The sequence below is a fragment of the Pseudoalteromonas sp. H105 genome, assembly GCF_001469215.1.
Classification (GTDB): domain Bacteria; phylum Pseudomonadota; class Gammaproteobacteria; order Enterobacterales; family Alteromonadaceae; genus Pseudoalteromonas.
Window position 1 is genome coordinate 134,758 of the sequence record NZ_LOFH01000004.1, and the last position, 17,556, is coordinate 152,313.

Annotated in this window: 18 protein-coding genes; 3 read left to right on the plus strand and 15 right to left on the minus strand. The window is 40.8% G+C overall.

Going from position 1 to position 17,556, the window contains the following annotated elements:
• Positions 1 to 8 precede the first annotated feature (8 nt).
• The 8 genes from era to rpoE form a co-directional block, all read right to left on the minus strand.
• Positions 9 to 941: a GTPase Era gene (gene era, locus ATS75_RS08570; protein ID WP_058560035.1), complete on the minus strand. Its 933-nt coding sequence runs from the start codon at positions 939 to 941 to the stop codon at positions 9 to 11.
• Entirely contained in the window at positions 931 to 1,608 is a 678-nt protein-coding gene (rnc, locus tag ATS75_RS08575; protein WP_058560036.1) for a ribonuclease III, read from the minus strand. The genes era and rnc overlap by 11 nt, the downstream gene beginning before the upstream one ends.
• 2 nt (positions 1,609 to 1,610) lie before the next feature.
• Positions 1,611 to 2,546, minus strand: coding sequence for a signal peptidase I (gene lepB / locus ATS75_RS08580; protein ID WP_058560037.1), 936 nt, complete (start codon positions 2,544 to 2,546; stop codon positions 1,611 to 1,613).
• A 25-nt stretch (positions 2,547 to 2,571) separates the two neighbouring features.
• Positions 2,572 to 4,359 carry a translation elongation factor 4 gene (lepA, locus tag ATS75_RS08585; RefSeq protein WP_058560038.1) on the minus strand — a complete coding sequence of 596 codons (1,788 nt, stop codon included), beginning with the start codon at positions 4,357 to 4,359 and terminating at the stop codon, positions 2,572 to 2,574.
• 68 nt (positions 4,360 to 4,427) lie between these two features.
• A complete protein-coding gene (locus ATS75_RS08590; protein ID WP_058560039.1) occupies positions 4,428 to 4,877 on the minus strand; it encodes a SoxR reducing system RseC family protein in 450 nt (149 codons plus the stop codon).
• 6 nt (positions 4,878 to 4,883) lie between these two features.
• The gene (locus ATS75_RS08595; protein ID WP_058560040.1) at positions 4,884 to 5,840 is read right to left on the minus strand and encodes a MucB/RseB C-terminal domain-containing protein; all 957 of its coding nucleotides are present in this window, start codon (positions 5,838 to 5,840) and stop codon (positions 4,884 to 4,886) included.
• 4 nt (positions 5,841 to 5,844) lie between these two features.
• Positions 5,845 to 6,450, minus strand: coding sequence for a sigma-E factor negative regulatory protein (locus ATS75_RS08600; protein ID WP_058560041.1), 606 nt, complete (start codon positions 6,448 to 6,450; stop codon positions 5,845 to 5,847).
• 2 nt (positions 6,451 to 6,452) lie between these two features.
• Positions 6,453 to 7,034: an RNA polymerase sigma factor RpoE gene (gene rpoE, locus ATS75_RS08605; protein WP_058560042.1), complete on the minus strand. Its 582-nt coding sequence runs from the start codon at positions 7,032 to 7,034 to the stop codon at positions 6,453 to 6,455.
• A 266-nt stretch (positions 7,035 to 7,300) separates the two neighbouring features.
• Here rpoE and nadB point away from each other — a divergent pair, with 266 nt between their 5' ends.
• Entirely contained in the window at positions 7,301 to 8,911 is a 1,611-nt protein-coding gene (gene nadB / locus ATS75_RS08610) for an L-aspartate oxidase (RefSeq protein ID WP_058560043.1), read from the plus strand.
• Here nadB and ATS75_RS08615 read toward each other — a convergent pair.
• Positions 8,886 to 9,305, minus strand: coding sequence for a hypothetical protein (locus ATS75_RS08615; RefSeq protein ID WP_058560044.1), 420 nt, complete (start codon positions 9,303 to 9,305; stop codon positions 8,886 to 8,888). The genes nadB and ATS75_RS08615 overlap by 26 nt on opposite strands.
• Positions 9,298 to 9,549, minus strand: coding sequence for a succinate dehydrogenase assembly factor 2 (locus tag ATS75_RS08620; RefSeq protein WP_058560045.1), 252 nt, complete (start codon positions 9,547 to 9,549; stop codon positions 9,298 to 9,300). Before ATS75_RS08620 ends, ATS75_RS08615 begins: the two co-directional genes overlap by 8 nt.
• Before the next feature lie 345 nt (positions 9,550 to 9,894).
• Here ATS75_RS08620 and ATS75_RS08625 point away from each other — a divergent pair, with 345 nt between their 5' ends.
• Together ATS75_RS08625 and ATS75_RS08630 are read left to right on the plus strand one after the other, a co-directional pair.
• A complete protein-coding gene (locus tag ATS75_RS08625; protein WP_058560046.1) occupies positions 9,895 to 10,806 on the plus strand; it encodes a YgfZ/GcvT domain-containing protein in 912 nt (303 codons plus the stop codon).
• Between the two features lie 12 nt (positions 10,807 to 10,818).
• A complete protein-coding gene (locus ATS75_RS08630; protein WP_058560047.1) occupies positions 10,819 to 11,304 on the plus strand; it encodes an FKBP-type peptidyl-prolyl cis-trans isomerase in 486 nt (161 codons plus the stop codon).
• 45 nt (positions 11,305 to 11,349) lie between these two features.
• Here the strand turns inward: ATS75_RS08630 and ATS75_RS08635 are convergent, their stop codons facing one another.
• From ATS75_RS08635 to ATS75_RS08655, 5 genes are all read right to left on the minus strand, one after another.
• Entirely contained in the window at positions 11,350 to 11,808 is a 459-nt protein-coding gene (locus tag ATS75_RS08635; protein WP_058560048.1) for a hypothetical protein, read from the minus strand.
• Positions 11,809 to 11,825: 17 nt separating this feature from the next.
• A complete protein-coding gene (locus ATS75_RS08640) occupies positions 11,826 to 12,641 on the minus strand; it encodes a DUF481 domain-containing protein (RefSeq protein WP_058560049.1) in 816 nt (271 codons plus the stop codon).
• A 60-nt stretch (positions 12,642 to 12,701) separates the two neighbouring features.
• Positions 12,702 to 13,022 (minus strand): HI1450 family dsDNA-mimic protein, encoded by a 321-nt coding sequence (locus ATS75_RS08645; protein ID WP_058560050.1) that lies wholly within the window; start codon positions 13,020 to 13,022, stop codon positions 12,702 to 12,704.
• A 112-nt stretch (positions 13,023 to 13,134) separates the two neighbouring features.
• Entirely contained in the window at positions 13,135 to 16,245 is a 3,111-nt protein-coding gene (locus tag ATS75_RS08650) for an efflux RND transporter permease subunit (protein WP_058560051.1), read from the minus strand.
• 11 nt (positions 16,246 to 16,256) lie between these two features.
• Positions 16,257 to 17,462: an efflux RND transporter periplasmic adaptor subunit gene (locus tag ATS75_RS08655; RefSeq protein ID WP_235591160.1), complete on the minus strand. Its 1,206-nt coding sequence runs from the start codon at positions 17,460 to 17,462 to the stop codon at positions 16,257 to 16,259.
• Between the last annotated feature and the right edge of the window lie 94 nt (positions 17,463 to 17,556).

Below are 17,556 nucleotides of genomic sequence, written 5' to 3' on the forward strand. Positions count from 1 at the left end.
GGCAAAAGTTAATCTTCACCATAACCTAAACTACGCAGGGCACGTTCATCATCAGCCCAGCCTGATTTAACCTTAACCCAAAGCTCTAAAAATACTTTGTTATCCAGCATTTCTTCAAGATCTTTACGGGCTTCACGGCCAATCACTTTTAACTTTTCGCCTTTGTTTCCGATTACCATACGCTTCTGTGTTTCACGCTCAACCAGAATAAGACCATTAATGTGCCAAATGCCATTTTCCTGCCATTTGAACTGCTCTATCTCAACAGTAACTGAATAAGGTAATTCTTCACCCATAAAACGCATGAGCTTCTCACGAATAACCTCTGCTGCCATAAAGCGCATTGAACGGTCAGTAACATAATCATCAGGGAAATAAAACTCACAAGGTGGTAAGCGTTTCGTTACTTCATCTTTGATTAAGTTAATGTTTTTACCTTGTGTCGCTGATACTGGCATAATCGCAATAAAATCAAATTTCTCCCCTAGCCACTTCATATGCGGAAGCACTAAGTCACGATCTTTCACTTGATCAATTTTGTTAATGACCAATAATACCGGTTTACCACTTTGGCTTACTTTATTAAGTACCATTTCATCATCAGCATTCCAATGAGTGCCTTCAACAACAAAGATAATTAACTCAACATCACCAATCGAGCTTGACGCTGCACGGTTCATTAAACGGTTAATTGCACGCTTTTCTTCAACGTGTAAACCTGGCGTATCAACATACACAGCTTGGTGCTTACCTTCTGTATGGATACCCATGATACGGTGGCGTGTGGTTTGTGGCTTTCGTGATGTAATACTCACTTTTTGCTCAATAATTTCATTGAGTAGTGTCGATTTACCTACATTTGGGCGGCCTACAATCGCAATCATTCCGCAAAAGGTATCAATTTCACCTTCGTGAGGCTGGATAAGTGTATCAAGATTCATTTTTAAGTATCTTCAATGCTTTTTCAGCGGCTTTTTGTTCTGCTTTACGACGAGAACTACCTACTGAGATTATGCTATCCATTCCTTCAACAATACATTCAACCGTGAATGTTTGATTATGCGCTTGGCCTTTGGTGTCAACAACCGTGTAGCCTGGTAAAGGTAACTTCCGTGCTTGTAAGTGCTCTTGCAGCAATGTTTTAGGATCTTTTTGGTTTAGGCCTGGTGATATTGCATCAAGTCTTGATTCATACCACTGCAAAATCAATTCGCCACACACATCGATACCAGAATCTAAAAAGACTGCACCAATAATCGCTTCTACAGCATCTGCAAGTGTAGATTCACGTCGAAAACCACCACTTTTAAGTTCACCCGGGCCTAAACGTAAATAGTCACCTAAGCCAAATTCAAGACCAAACTCAGCCAGAGTTTGGCCACGCACTAAAGTAGAGCGCATACGGCTTAAATCACCTTCACGGGCTTTTGGGAATTTACCATAAAGCGCATTTGCAATAACAAAGCTTAAAATGGAATCACCTAAGAATTCCAAGCGTTCATTATGTTGCCCTTTATGACTACGATGGGTCATTGCCTGTTCAAGTAAACCCTGATCAGAAAATGTATACCCTATTTTGTTGTATAATTCTGTTACGTTTTTTTTCATTTTTACTGAATGTTACCTAGGCGTTCAAAACGAACTCCAGTTGGAACCCAGCCTGGTAAAATGTCATCTGGGCCATTATCAAATTCAAAACTCATCCATATAAAGACAGCTTTACCCACCAAGTTTTCTTTTGGTACAAAGCCCCATACACGACTATCTTGGCTATTGTCGCGATTATCACCCATCATAAAATAATGATCTGCCGGTACTACCCATTCATCTGAACGCGTACCCGGTTGTTGATAGTAGCGCCCTTTCATTTCAAGCGCTTCTGGGTTTATTAAAATATCATGATCTAATGTGGTTAAATTTTCATTTATACGCACTAAATCCATAGAGCCTTGCTTAAATTCATCACGGTTAATGATTTCCATATCAATTTTGTTAAACTCATTACACATTAAATCGCCTTTTTGTGTTTGTCCTTGCTCACAATTAGGCTGAATGTATAAGCGTTTATTTCGATATACAATTTTATCACCCGGTAAACCGATAGCGCGCTTAATATAGTCAATACGTTCATCTAGTGGGTATTTAAATACCACGATATCACCACGTTCAGGTTCACTAACATCAACTAGCTGAGTACGCCAAACGGGGTCTTTTACCCCATAGGAATACTTTTGTACCAAAATAAAGTCACCAACAAGCAATGTTGGCATCATTGAACCTGATGGAATCTGAAACGGCTCAAACAAAAACGACCTAAATATCGTGATTGCTGCAATCATCGGGAAGATTGATTTTGCCGTTTCAATTATTGCCGGTTCTGGAGCGATTAATGCAACTGTTTCCTCATCTAATTCTCCGCCCGCAGAGTTACTCGCTAAGGCGATACGCTCTTGTCTTTTTGGTGCAAAAATAAAGTGGTCAATTAACCAAATTAAGCCTGAACCTAAAGTTAAAAGCACTAAAAATATTGAAAAGTAACCAGCCATGCATTAATCCCTTTATCTACGAAACCTATTTACCAACTTTAAGAATAGCTAAGAATGCATCTTGAGGTACTTCAACATTACCTAGTTGCTTCATTCGCTTTTTACCGTCTTTTTGTTTCTGAAGTAGTTTCTTCTTACGGCTCACGTCACCACCATAACATTTAGCAATTACATTTTTACGTAACTGTTTTACGGTGGTACGCGCAATCACATGCTGACCAATAGCAGCCTGAATTGCAATATCAAACATTTGACGAGGAATAAGCTCTTTAAGCGCATCAGCTAACTGACGGCCTCGTGATTGCGCACTATCTCTGTGAACAATTATTGCTAACGCATCAACGCGGTCACCATTGATAAGAATATCAACACGCACCATGTCTGATACTTGGAAGTGCTTGAAGTTGTAATCCAGTGATGCAAAGCCACGACTTGTTGATTTTAGTTTATCAAAAAAGTCCATGACCACTTCGGCCATAGGTAATTCATATGTTACTGCAACTTGCTTACCGTGATAGCTCATTTTCGTTTGCATGCCACGCTTATCAACACATAATGTAATAACGCTGCCTAGATATTCTTGAGGTACAAGTATATTGGCTTCAACGACAGGCTCACGAATTTCTAAAATATCATTTACCGCAGGTAAATCTGACGGATTATCTATTTGCGTAGTACCTTCTTTCGTTACTACCTCATAAATTACCGTCGGTGCAGTAGTAATTAGATCGATGTCATATTCACGCTCAAGACGCTCTTGAATAATTTCCATATGCAGCATTCCTAAGAAGCCACAACGAAACCCAAAACCTAGTGCAGTAGAGTTCTCTGGCTCAAAGAATAGCGAGGCGTCATTAAGGCTTAACTTATTAAGCGCATCACGGAAAGATTCATACTCATCAGATGCAATTGGGAACATGCCCGCATACACCTGTGGTTTAATTTTTTGAAAACCGGGTAAACGAGCTGGAGCTGCATTTTTTTGATGCGTAATAGTATCACCCACAGGCGCACCGTGTATTTCTTTAATACCCGCAATAACAAACCCTACTTCACCGGTTCTTAAAACACCCGTGTTAGTTTGTTTTGGCGTAAATATACCAACATGATCAGCAATGTGTACTTGCTCATTCGACATAATTTTAATTTTATCGCCACTGCGTAATTCACCATGCTTGATACGCACTAATGATACAACGCCTTGGTATGGGTCAAACCATGAATCGATAATAAGCGCTTGTAAAGGTGCATCTTTGTCACCTTCTGGCGGCGGAACGTCCTTTACAATCATTTCTAATACTTCGGCAATGCCCACACCGGTTTTGGCGCTGCACTGCACGGCGTCAAGCGCATCAATACCAATGATATCTTCAATCTCTTCAGCGACACGAAGAGGATCAGCCTGTGGTAAATCGATTTTATTCAGTACTGGAATGACTTCTAAATCCATTTCAATCGCGGTGTAGCAGTTTGCTAATGTTTGTGCCTCTACGCCTTGACCAGCATCAACTACAAGCAACGCACCTTCACATGCTGCTAATGAACGTGATACCTCATAGGTAAAATCAACATGCCCTGGCGTGTCGATAAAGTTTAATTGGTATGTGTCGCCATCATTGGCTGTATAATTTAGGGTTACACTTTGCGCTTTAATGGTAATACCACGCTCACGCTCAATGTCCATCGAATCCAATACTTGCTTTTGCATTTCACGGTCGGTTAAACCGCCACAAACTTGGATTAAACGATCAGAAAGGGTCGATTTACCGTGGTCAATATGGGCGATGATCGAAAAGTTACGGATATGCTTCATAAACTGGATTCTAAACTTCTATTTAATGGAATAAGTGTATAAAGGCGCAATTTTACATTTAATTGGCCTCAATCACCATCTATTTGAGTTAAAGGAAGGCTAATTGGGTAAATTTTTATTACTTTTATATCATGCTTAAGGCTTTTAACACGACTTTTAGCTACTCCAAAGCCTGTAAAACCACCGACTAGAGCAGCCAAAATCTGCACCCACTCAGCAGCATTGAATATTTCACTGGTAACAAATGCAAACAAGAGTCCCAAAAAAAGAGGGAGCATGTACACTGCAAAGGCATGTTTAACCATGTGACTATCATCGAGTGCCAAAGTTACTTTCTGTCCGACTTCTACAGGGGTATCAAATTTGTAAGGGAATGTTTTTTTCGCCGTGCCAAAAAGCTTACCAAATATTTGTGAGCCGCACCGACCATTGCAACCTTCACAGGCCTTTTTTTGCTGGGCTTCTAAATAAGCGGTGGTGCCACTAATGGACACCACGGTAAGCGTTTGTTCAATCATATTGTCTTAGAGAGGCCTTGCAACTGATTCTGCAATCGCTTTGGCAGTTGTTGCTGGAATATTACCAACCACAGACACATCAAAACTGCCTGCATTATGAACATAAATGGTTGTAGCACCCGATGATAACGCACCGCTTGGTCTGCGCCCAGGTAAAGGTCGCTGAACAAACACAGATACTTCAACAAACCCATCTGAATAAAGGTAGTAATCGGTTAATTCATTATTCAAGTCCAACTTGTGTCTGTCTGACTTTAGTAAACTAAAACCATCAGGTAGCCAACCAATTTGCCAATTATTACTCGCTGAATTTTGAATTTGCTGTGCTAATACATTACTCGGTAAAGGGGTTGGAAACTCTCTATTAAGCATTTCTAGTAACAGCGGTGCGGGTTCTTCTGTCACGCTGATGTGTGTTAATTGTAATTGCTCTAGCATGTCACCATTATGATTAACATAGGCTGATTTTAAAATCAGTGATGACTCCGCATCAATCCAAAGCCAATAGTTAAATTTATGTTCATCTTTTGATTCAATGCGCACAAGTTGCGCTGGACGTCCTGCAATACGCCCTTTACCACCGAGAACAAAATCGTACTCTTCATTAAGACGCTCTATATTTTTAAACAGTACTTCAGGGATTGGGCCTGCAATTGAATCTGTAGCAATCGAATATGGGGCGGATTGAGGTTCGAAATAGGTTACTTGATTATCGATTCTAATTATTTCAAGCCCAGCACCATTAAGTAAACTTAGATGCTCAAGCTCTGTATCACCTTGTTTTGCATGGAGCCAACGGTAGGGCTCCATTGACTTACCTTTAACAACCACGAATGATGCGTCAAAGTTACGGTTGTGTACTGCTTCAGCCATATTGAGCAAAAGCTCTTTTGCTGATGTTTCATCGCTCGCATATGTTGGGGCTAATAAAGCGAACGATAAAATAAAGGTAATGACTCTCATTTAATTAATTTTTTTCCTCTTCGGCTTGCGCTTCAGTGTGAGCCTTTTCAAGTGAATATGCAACGCGAGCTTGGCGTTGATGCTCTAATACGAGCGCTCCGATACGTTGTTGTTGTAACTCACGAATACCCTTCTCTGCGTTTTCGATTGCAGGCTCAGACGAATAACTCACTGGTGATGCAATGCCTGTCAGCGGTGTACTTTGCAGCATTGGGATTTCATTCATTGGTGAGCTGTCACTTTGCGGTAAAGTTTGAACACCGACAATAGCAAACATGGCAACACTCGCAGCAATAGCAAGTTGTGCAACCGGCCTGCGCCAGTTGAAAGCCACAACATTATCACTACTCGAAGGAGCTATCTCAGCGTCTTGTTTTTGGCTAAAATCAGCATAAACAGGTTCACTTTCAAGCGCTTGAGCTACGCTAGCGCTAATATCTATTACAAAGGCGTCATCTGACTCAGCACGCATCACATCGCCAATCAAAGCATATCGGCCTAATGTTTCAGACTCTTTGGCTGCAATTTCCTGATCAGTTAAAAACTCTTCGCCGTCAAGTAACGCGGATAGGTCTTGATCATCCAGCTTGTTAACGTGTGCTTTTGTCATATTTAAGACTCGCCTATTAATGGGTTTATTTTGTTATCAATTGCTTCCCGAGCACGAAAAATGCGCGAGCGCACCGTACCAACAGGGCAATCCATTACCACAGCTATTTCTTCATAGCTCATCCCTTCGATTTCTCGCAAGGTGATCGCGGTTTTAAGATCTTCAGGCAAACTATCAATTGTGTTAAAAATTACTGCACGAACTTCATCACTTAATAGTAAGTTTTCTGGAGATGCATTTGAGCGTAACGCATCAGCACCTTCATAAAATTCTGCATCCTCAGCATCGACATCATTTGCTGGCGGTTTGCGGCCTTGAGCCACTAAATAATTTTTAGCACAATTAACTGCGATACGGTATAACCAAGTATAAAAAGCACTGTCTCCACGAAAGTTCGGAAGTGCACGATAAGCTTTAATAAATGCTTCTTGCGCAACATCAGCAATATCACCGTGATTTGATACATAACGCGATATCAATCCAGCTATTTTATTCTGATACTTCTTTACTAATAAGTTGAAGGCATTCTTATCGCCTTGCTGAACTCTTTTAACCAGCGCTAAATCCAAATCCTGCTCGCTCATTCGAGCCGGTACTCCTATATCTAGTTATTACTTGTTATTCATATCTTAGTCATTGTTCACAAATACTCTGACTGGTGGATGAATAAAAAGTTCATTTAATATTATTTTTTTATAAATTAGCCCATAAATATGTAAGCGAGGACCGAAAATTACTAATTATGTCACTCCAAAATATGATACATATACGCTTATCACAATAATATTGATTGCTCGTACCAATTTCATAAATTAGTATCTCGGGCATTGTAACCGCAAAGACCACGGACATGAACCAAAATAAACACCACACCACAGATGTTGCTATTATTGGTAGCGGCGCAGCTGGACTTTCATTAGCCCTCTCTTTAGCTAATCATTGTAAAGTTACCGTTATTAGTAAAGGTGAGTTAAAAGAAGGTTCAACACTTTACGCGCAAGGGGGTATTGCTGCCGTCTTTGACAAAAAAAATGACAGTATTGAATCGCATGTTCAAGATACACTGGATGCCGGTGGTGGTTTATGTGACCGCGAAGTAGTGCATTACACTGCAAGTAATGCTCAAGATTGCTTGCAGTGGCTTATTGAGCAAGGTGTTCCATTTGACATGGAGTTTGACAGCCAAGGAAAAGAACGCTTTCACTTAACTCGTGAAGGAGGGCATAGCCACCGACGTATTTTGCATGCTGCAGATGCCACAGGCCGTGCCGTACAAACAACGCTAATAAGCCAAGTTCAAATCCACCCTAATATAACATTGCTTGAGCAATACAATGCCATTGATTTAATTGGCGATAAAAAACTTGGTCAACAAGGTCAGCATATCCACGGTATTTATATGTGGAATAGACAAGCAAAACGTGTTGAAACTGTGTCAGCAAAGTTTGTCGCTTTAGCCACTGGCGGAGCAAGCAAAGTGTACCTTTATACGTCCAATCCAGATGTATCCAGTGGTGATGGTATTGCGATGGCATGGCGTGCGGGGTGCCGCGTTGCCAATATGGAATTTAACCAGTTCCACCCAACAAGCCTTTATCACCCAGAATTACAAAACTTCTTAATCACTGAGGCGATGCGCGGCGAAGGCGCCTATTTAAAACGCCCTGATGGCACACGCTTCATGAAAGATTTTGATGAGCGTGAAGAGCTAGCCCCACGTGACATTGTCGCGCGTGCAATTGATTTTGAAATGAAGCGTCTTGGTGCTAACTGTGTTTACTTAGACATTAGCCATAAAGAAAAGAACTTTATCATTGAGCACTTCCCTACTATTTATGCAAAATGCTTAAGTGTTGGGTTAGACATCACCAAAGAGCCAATCCCGGTTGTACCTGCCGCACATTACACTTGCGGTGGCGTTATGACTGATTTTAATGGCAAAACAGATCTCGACAATTTATACGCTATTGGCGAAGTAGCTTACACTGGTTTGCATGGTGCCAACCGCATGGCAAGTAACTCGTTACTTGAATGCATTGTTTTTGCTCATGCAGCAGCCAAAGACATTCTTGCAAAAATTAATCAAAGTCCAAACCAGCAAGCATTACCAGCTTGGGATGAAAGCAGAGTCACAAACTCTGATGAAGAAGTTGTGATCACGCATAACTGGCATGAATTAAGACTTTTTATGTGGGATTATGTTGGTATTGTGCGTTCAACAAAACGGTTAGAACGTGCGCTTCATCGTGTTGAATTATTGCAGCAAGAGATTCTTGAATATTATGCAAACTTCAGAGTCTCAAATGACTTACTGGAGCTGCGTAATTTAGTGCAAGTTGCCGAACTCATTATTCGCAGTGCAATGCAACGAAAAGAAAGCCGCGGCCTTCACTACACTATTGATTACCCTGAAGTAGACAGCGACCCTTCACCGACTATTTTGACACCACCCCATCCGTAGTATTAGCCAAAACAGCACGTTTAAGACGGGTAAAGCTTTGCTCGTCGCACCCATTAGCGTTAATAATTAACCAATGGGTGCGACCTAACCCAACAATGTTTAACCAAACGCTATGCTGATATGCTCGGCTTTTACAGCCTATTTTGCCTATGATTTCTTTTTCTAAATTAACAAAGTGGCAGTGCGGACAATCAACAATCAACGTGCCTTGAACCGGATGATGTTGTTTGTACCATCGCCAACAGCGTAAACCGATTAGCAGGCTTAAAAGTAAGGTCGATACTTGAGTAAATAACGTTGTTAAAAAGGCACAAAAGCAAAACGCAAATAAACCAAAACAGACCACAAACGGTTTATGGTCTGCTTTGTTATTTATAACGCAAAACCTATACACGAACTCGATTTAGGATAAGTTTTACCATTTCATTGAGCTCAGTGTCTTTACACTCTTGGTGGCCCATAAACCAAGCAAATAAATCAGGATCATCCGCTTCCAGTAAACGTTGAAAAACAGCTTGCTGCTGCTTTGACAATGAATCAAAAGCTTCTTCAACAAATGGCATAAACAAGACATCAAGCTCTAACATTCCACGACGACAAGCCCAACGAATACGTGCTTTACTATGAATTTCTGTCATTTTTTACCTCGTACTTAGTTAATACTGAGTTTAACAAAATGCTTATGAATAAACAGCTTTAAATAACACTACATAAATACGAATGAAATAATTTTCAATGCAGTGACTTATCATTTAGTAGTATCTATACCCAAGCCATCTCAATATGCAGAATTCAGCGTTTAAAAGCTGACTTATACTACGTCATTGATTTTGACAATAGAACCATCATTACCTGCAATCAATGCCTTGCCTAAATCGTTTTTGATTCCAACTGAAACTCGCATCTTGAGGTGGTCTGGGTATATACCCATAGAAGCATCTACGTTATTATGACCGCCTAAATTTCTCGCAAAGCAGGTTTTTATGTCGACTGTATATGGATGCCCTTTATCACATAAACTTATCAGTATAAGTGGTATAGATAAACTAGCCTACCTTCACGGCCAAATCACGCAAGATATAAATATACTTAAGCAAGATAACTTCCTGTGGGCCGGCCACTGTAATGCAAAAGGCAAACTGTGGAGTGTCGCTAAATTATTTGCATTTAAAGATAGTTATTTTCTGGCCGCTTCTAAACCGGAAATTGAACAATCATTAGGTGAACTTAAGAAATACGCTGTATTTTCAAAGGTAGATATTGAGTTATCTTCACAGCAATTGATCGGTTTAATAGCCGAAGATTTAAGCTCAGTAGAGGAGCAATTAGGGCTAGCGTTTTCTGATCAAACCACTGCATGTGACTTTGATGGAGGTAAAGCATTAAAGCTGGCAGAAAATCGCTTATTCCTCATGCTTAATGATGGCTATGAATTACCTGAGACGATTACCCGTTTAGAGGACGATGCACTATGGCAGCAGCACTCAATCTTAGCAGGCGAGCCACAGCTAAACAGTGAAGCTATTGGTGAATATGTACCACAAATGGTTAATCTACAAGCTATTGGCGGTATCAGCTTTCGTAAAGGCTGCTACACAGGTCAAGAAACGGTCGCCCGCATGAAGTATTTGGGAAAAAACAAACGCGCCATGTTTATCGTATCAGGTAAAAGCGATGGCACATTTGATGAACTTGATTTAGAAACGCAAATAGGTGAAAACTGGCGTAGAGCTGGAAAAATCATCGCACAAGCATACAATAAAGAAACACAGACTTTTTATGGCCTTGTTGTGTTGCCAAACGACAGTGAACCTAGTCAATCACTGCGTGTAAAACATGCCCCGCTAGTAGAGCTGTCTATTCAACCTCTACCTTACTCTCTTGAAGACGAATAAATAGGAATGACTATGATCATTGCAGCAAATAAAGTGGTAAAAATGCATTACTCTGTAACAGATAATGACAATAACTCTATTGATAATTCTTTTGATGGCGAGCCACTCATTTTTATCGTTGGGACGGGTTATTTAATCCCAGGCCTAGAAGACGCCCTTCAAGGCAAACAAGCTGGTGATACCTTGAGTGTGACTGTTGAACCTGAAAATGGGTATGGCGAACGTCATGATGAGTTAATGCAAGCTGTGCCTAAATCGATGTTTGAAAACATGGAAATAGAAGTAGGTATGCAGTTTAGAGCAACAACTGATGATGGTGATCAATCCGTTATGATTATCGATATTCAAGAAGATGAAGTCATTGTTGATGGCAATAATCCGTTGGCTGGTATCACCTTAAAGTTTGATGTAGAAATTTTAGAAGTACGTGATGCAACAGCAGATGAGCTTGCTCACGGCCATGTACACGGTGAAGGTGGCTGCGGTCACGAGCACTAAACGTAAATGCTCATGACGCTAACTTAAAAAGCGCACAGGCGCTTTTTAAGTATTTACAGGCTCAACTTCGGGTTTGGTAATGCTTATTTTACCCTGTAAAGCGGCTAATAATCCTGATTGATCATTAGTGCCTAAGCGGTATTGTGTTCCATCTTTTAACGTCAACTGCACTGCGCTGAAGCCCGATACAGTATAAACCCAACCATCATGAGTTATTCGCAAACCAATACCATGGCGAAATGAATTTTCCACCGCTTTCGCTTCAACAATATCCGCCAAAGCCACCGTGCCTCCAAATAAACCGGGACCAAACCCCCAATTAATCGATGTGTTATCCACCTTAATCGTTAAACCATGGAACACATAACCCACAAGTACTAATATGCCTGCAAATACCATTAAAGGCATGTCTGCGCCGATTAGATACCAAGCAAGCCCAACAAAGCTTCCGATCCACGCAAGGATCACAAAAATAAATAACGCATACTGCTTATTTTTATACATAAAAATCTCAATTGAGGTTAAAAACTATAGACTAATGTTGCGCTAAGCTCTGAATCATACTTGAGCTTATCGTCTTCAGGTTTTGAGTTGTAGCGGTATAAATAAGTAAACTTTAACGACACACTTCCCATAACTTGACTGATTAATGAGGTTTCTGATTTTAAGCGCGAATTAAGCCCAGATAAAGACTGCTCAATACTCACATCTTGGTTAAAGCGAGTTCGTTTAGATACCGTGCGTTCCCATTGCAAAGCAATACGTAAAAGGTAACCTGTTTTGGTGGCATCTTCACCTTGGGCAAGCTCTGCATCATTATCAGCTAGGGAACGATACAAACCAGGTCCAATATCAAAATCAACCTGATTCTTTTCACCCTCATATAAACGGTTACCGTAGCCCGTTGCTAACGTACTTTTGAACGCTAGGCCACTAAATTCGTCATTTTCATAATCACCATAAATAAAGAATGACGCATCTTTTTCACCCACTTTATAATTTCCCTGAGCTGATATGAAAATACGATTGGCTGAGACTTCGTCATCTCCTGTGGCCTCATTCTCATCACGTTTATAAAGTGTATCGAGCTTAAACTGATTACGCCAACTATCAAGGTCTTGGTACAAGTTACCTTTAAGCTTAAAACTTGTAGCGTTGGTATTGCCACTGCTTACAATAAAACCAAATTCAGTATCACCATAAAGTAATTCACCTTGATGAATTTTATGAATTTCCTCTTCTGATAACTGTCCATACTCATGGAAGTCTTCAAATGGATCGACTGCCCAGCTTTTCAAGCTAAAAAACACACTAAACAGAAGTATAAAACGTACCACTATTTACTCGCTAATACATTGAGGTAGTTAACTATTTGATATACTGAAAATATCATTTTACTATTCGCTGTCCTTCCACAGAATATGACAAAATGGAGCATCTTTATCGCGACTAATTAAGATTTTTGCAAATAAAATATCTTGGTTCTCAAATTCAAGCCCAACGAGAACTTGCAGAAAATGCTCGGATTCTATCTCCAGCGCAACAAAATCCTGCCATTGATCATCCGGTTCACCTTCCTCGATAAAACCAAGCTCTTCGCGATGCATATTAAAATCTTCAATATCTTGCTCGCTCAAGTTATCTGGCGCTAACTCTAAAAAGATATCATACGCTTGATGTGTTACTTCTTCTTCAGTGTATAAACGTGGCCCAGCCATTACCGTTGACCCTTCAACATAATTAATAGTCTTATAGTATCAAACCTAAAAAAATTTTGCCAAAAAAAAGCCAGGTTTCCCTGACTTTTTTAAATAACAGTGAATTCGTTTTTTACGTATTAACCGTTCCTTTAACCTTTTCGCGCATAGTTTGTACCAAACTGTAAAATAGTGGAACTAATAATGTGCCGAAGATAGTGGCAGCTAACATACCTGCCAAAACAGTAATACCCAATGAAACCCGGCTACCAGCCCCTGCACCACTTGCAAATACAAGTGGTAGCACCCCAAGTACAAACGAAAATGCAGTCATCAAAACAGCTCTAAATCGCATTGTCGCAGCACTCAAAGCAGCCTCAAAAATACTCTTACCAGCCAGGCGCTCTTCCATCGCAAACTCAACGATTAAAATAGCTGTCTTTGTCGACATACCAATGAGAAGCACTAGGCCAACTTGGGCATAAATATTGTTTTCCATACCCAGTACATACAAGGCAAGCATTGCACCAAACATAGCCAATGGAATAGCAGCAATAACTGAAAATGGAATAGTCCAACTTTCATATTGAGCGACGAGAAACAAGTAAACAAAAATAACAGCTAAACCAAATAGAATGGGCGCCATATTTCCAGCCTCAATTTCTTGCTTTGACTGCCCTGCCCATTCGAATGTATAACCATTTGGCAACTGGCCTGCAAGCTCTTGCATTGCGGCGATTGCATCACCGCTTGAAAAGCCGGCAGCGGCTTGACCGCTAATGCTTGCACTGCGATACAAGTTAAAATGGTTTAGGGTCGTAGGTCCAAGGATCGGTTCAAGTTTAGCCAATGTCGTCAATGGCACCATGTCTCCTTGATCATTTCGAACAAAATAATGCTGAAGATCACTCGGGTCTTTTCTAAACTCACTCTCTGCTTGCATAATTACTTTGTAAGTTCGGCTAAACTGATTAAAGTCATTAATATACAGTGACCCTAACTGAGCTTGTAAAGTGATAAAGATATCACTCAATGCCACGCCTTGTGCCTTAGCTTTATTTCTGTCAACTTCTAAGAAATATTGCGGTACATTGGCACGAAACGTACTGTATACATTTGTTAAGCTTGGGTGCTGATTAGCTTCATAAATTAATCCATTAAGCACTTGTGCTAATTCATTTGGGTCACGGCCTTCACTGTCCTGAAGACGAAACTCAAAGCCAGAACTATTACCAAGACCTGGGATGGGAGGTGGATTAAATACCATTATTTGCGCATCTGGCATTGCCCATAGCTGCCCCATTAAACGCCCTATCGTAGCTTTCAAACCAAGTTCCGGTGTGGTCCTTTCTTCCCAATCTTTTAATATCACGATACCAAGCGCATTATTCGAGCCCGCTCCGCCAATGAGTGAAAAGCCTGATACAGCGATAAAATCAGTGGCAGCCGGTTCATTTTTAATAACATCACCAATCTTTTTCATCACCTCTTCTGTACGCCCCGACGCTGCAGCATCAGGTAGTTGCACATCAACAAAAACAAAGCCTTGGTCTTCTGCTGGCACAAAGCCTGTTGGTACACTTTTAGCAAGCCATGCAGCAGCAACAAAGATGATAATAGCAAATAAACTCATGCGCCCTGCACGCTTGAGAATAAAGTGAATCACCTTATTATAGACAGACGTCGATTTAGTAATGCTATGTTCAACAGGCGATAACCATTTGATTGGCTGCATTGCTTTTTCATTCAATAACAACGCACAAAGTGCCGGACTTAAAGTCAGTGCATTGACAGAAGAAATAATGACCGCAAATGAAATTGTGACAGAAAACTGTTTATACAACTCACCGGTTATACCCGGCATAAATCCCACTGGGACAAATACAGCAAGCAATACTAACGTAGTGGCGATAATAGGCCCTGTCACCTGTGCCATCGCTTTTGTAACCGCTTCTTTGATAGGCAGCTTCTCTTCCTTTAGAATTCGTTCTACATTTTCAATCACAATAATGGCATCGTCGACCACAATACCGATTGCTAACACTAAGCCAAATAAAGTGATTAAGTTAATTGAGTAACCCATTGCCATCATAAACGCAAACGTACCCACTAATGAAACTGGAATGGCTATGGTGGGAATCAACGTTGCACGCCAATTTTGCAAGAATAAAAAGACCACAAGCACAACCAAACCAACGGCTTGGAATAAAGTGACAACCACTTCTTCAATAGACCGATTAATAAACTCGGTTGTATCATAAGGAATTGAGTACTTAACGCCATCAGGGAGTTGCTTCGCAAGTTCAGCCATTGTCGATTTAACATCACTGGCGACCTGCGTTGCATTAGCATCTGTAAGTTGGTAAATGACCAAAAATGCCGTATCTTGTTGATTCAGTTTTGCCGTTGTGCCATAGCTCGCTGACCCCAGCTCAATTCTCGCAATGTCATTTAATCGAACAAAGTTACCATTTTGATTGGCGCGTATAATTGTTTGGCCAAATTCTTCTGGCGTTTTCAAACGCCCCCTTGCTTGAATTGAATATTCAAATTGTTGACTCGGCAGCGATGGTGCAGCCCCAAGCTGACCTGCAGCAACAATAGTATTTTGCTCTTGTAGTGCCGCTTTAACTTCTGTGACCGTTAAACCTAGAGAAGCCATTTTATCGGGACGTAACCATAAACGCATAGAGTAAGTTTGCTCACCCATAACTTCCGCTGACGCCACCCCATTAATTCGCCCTAGAGGTTCTGTAAGGTAATTCGTTGCGTAGTTACTAAGAAATATAGCATCTATATTTTCTTTATCAGAATAAAGGTTTATACCAAGCAACATGGAGCTCGACTTCTTCTTAACTGAAACCCCTTGACGGGTTACCTCACTGGGTAAACCTGGCTCGGCCAATGCCACCCTATTTTGAACATTAACTTGGGCAATATCAGTATCGGTACCAACTTTAAAGTACACAGTAATAATAGCCGTACCATTATTACTTGAGCTGGACTCCACATACATCATGTCCTCAACGCCATTAACCTGTTCCTCAATGGGCCTAATAACTGATTCTTCAACTATTTGTGCGCTAGCACCTGGATAAACGGCGGTGATCTGCACTTGCGGTGGCGTAATTTCTGGGTACATATTGACAGGCAATAAACCAACAGAAATCAAACCCGCGAGTGTAATTACAATAGATATCACTAAGGCAAACTTAGGCCGCGCGATAAACGTTTTACTTATCATGAGCGTTCCCTTTAATCCGCTGAGTCTGTTTTGTTTGTAATAGTACCTGTTGTATGATCAACTTCTTTTTCAACCGCTCTAACTTCAACACCTTGACGCACTTTTTGAAGGCCCTCTACAATTACTTTTTCTCCCTCATCAAGGCCAGATTCAACAACCCACATAGCGTTAATGCGACGGCCAAGCGTTACTATTCGTGTAGCAACCTTGTTGTCTTCACCCACCACTAATACAAACTTGCCTTGCTGATTTTCTTGCACTGCAGCTTGAGGGATAAGCGCATGGTTTTTTTTATCTTTACTTTCTACAATTAAAGTTACAAATAGACCAGGCATAACAATGGCTTTTTCATTGGCAAATGTGGCACGTAGCTCAACCGTACCGGTGCTGCGATCAATCTTTGTGTCGGCAAAGTCAAGTTGACCTTTGGATTCAAAATTTGTGTTGTTCGGTAAACGAAGCGCTAAATCTATTGCTACATTTTGGGGGTTATTATTTGTATTTTGATGCTTTTGACGATAACTAATGTAATCGGCTTCTTCTACCTGAAAATTCACATAAATTGGATCAACATCGGTAAGCTCCGCAAGCTCATCTGATCCTGGCCCAACAATATTTCCGACATCATAATTTACCTTACCGATACGCCCAGCAAACGGCGCTTTGATTTCAGTGTAACTTAAATTCAGTTTTGCTTTTTCCAAACTTGCTTGAGCAGATTTCACTGCTGCCGCAGCTTGGTCATAATTAGTCGTTAGTTTATCTAAGTCAGATTGTGAAATAAAACCTTGAGCAGCGACCTCTTTACCACGCTTTAAATCTCGCTCAGCACCATTAGCACCCGCTAGTTTACTTTTTAAATCGGCCTCTATTTGCGCTACACTCGATTGATACTCTGAAGGGTCTATTCGTAGTAATAGTTGATCCTTTTCTACGTATGATCCCTCATCGAAATGACGCTCTATTAATTCACCTTCAACACGAGCACGTACTTTAACTTCTTGGTGTGCCTCTGTTCGCGCTACAAACTCTCGATAATTACCGACTTCTTGCGTTACCACATGAAACACTGAAACAGCCGGTGCTGGAGCAACCTGTTTAACTGCATTATCATCAGAACAACCAGCTAACGTTGTTATTAATGAAGTAGCTAAAGTGCCTTTGATAGCCAAAAGCAACCACGAGCTCGACATACTTGGCGTGAACCGTTTAAACATGTTTTTATTCTCCTTGTAGCTTACAGCTAAACTACGGTTTATGATTATTTCAAATGCAGCGAAACGTTTCAGACGCTCGTCGGCTAGTGTTGAT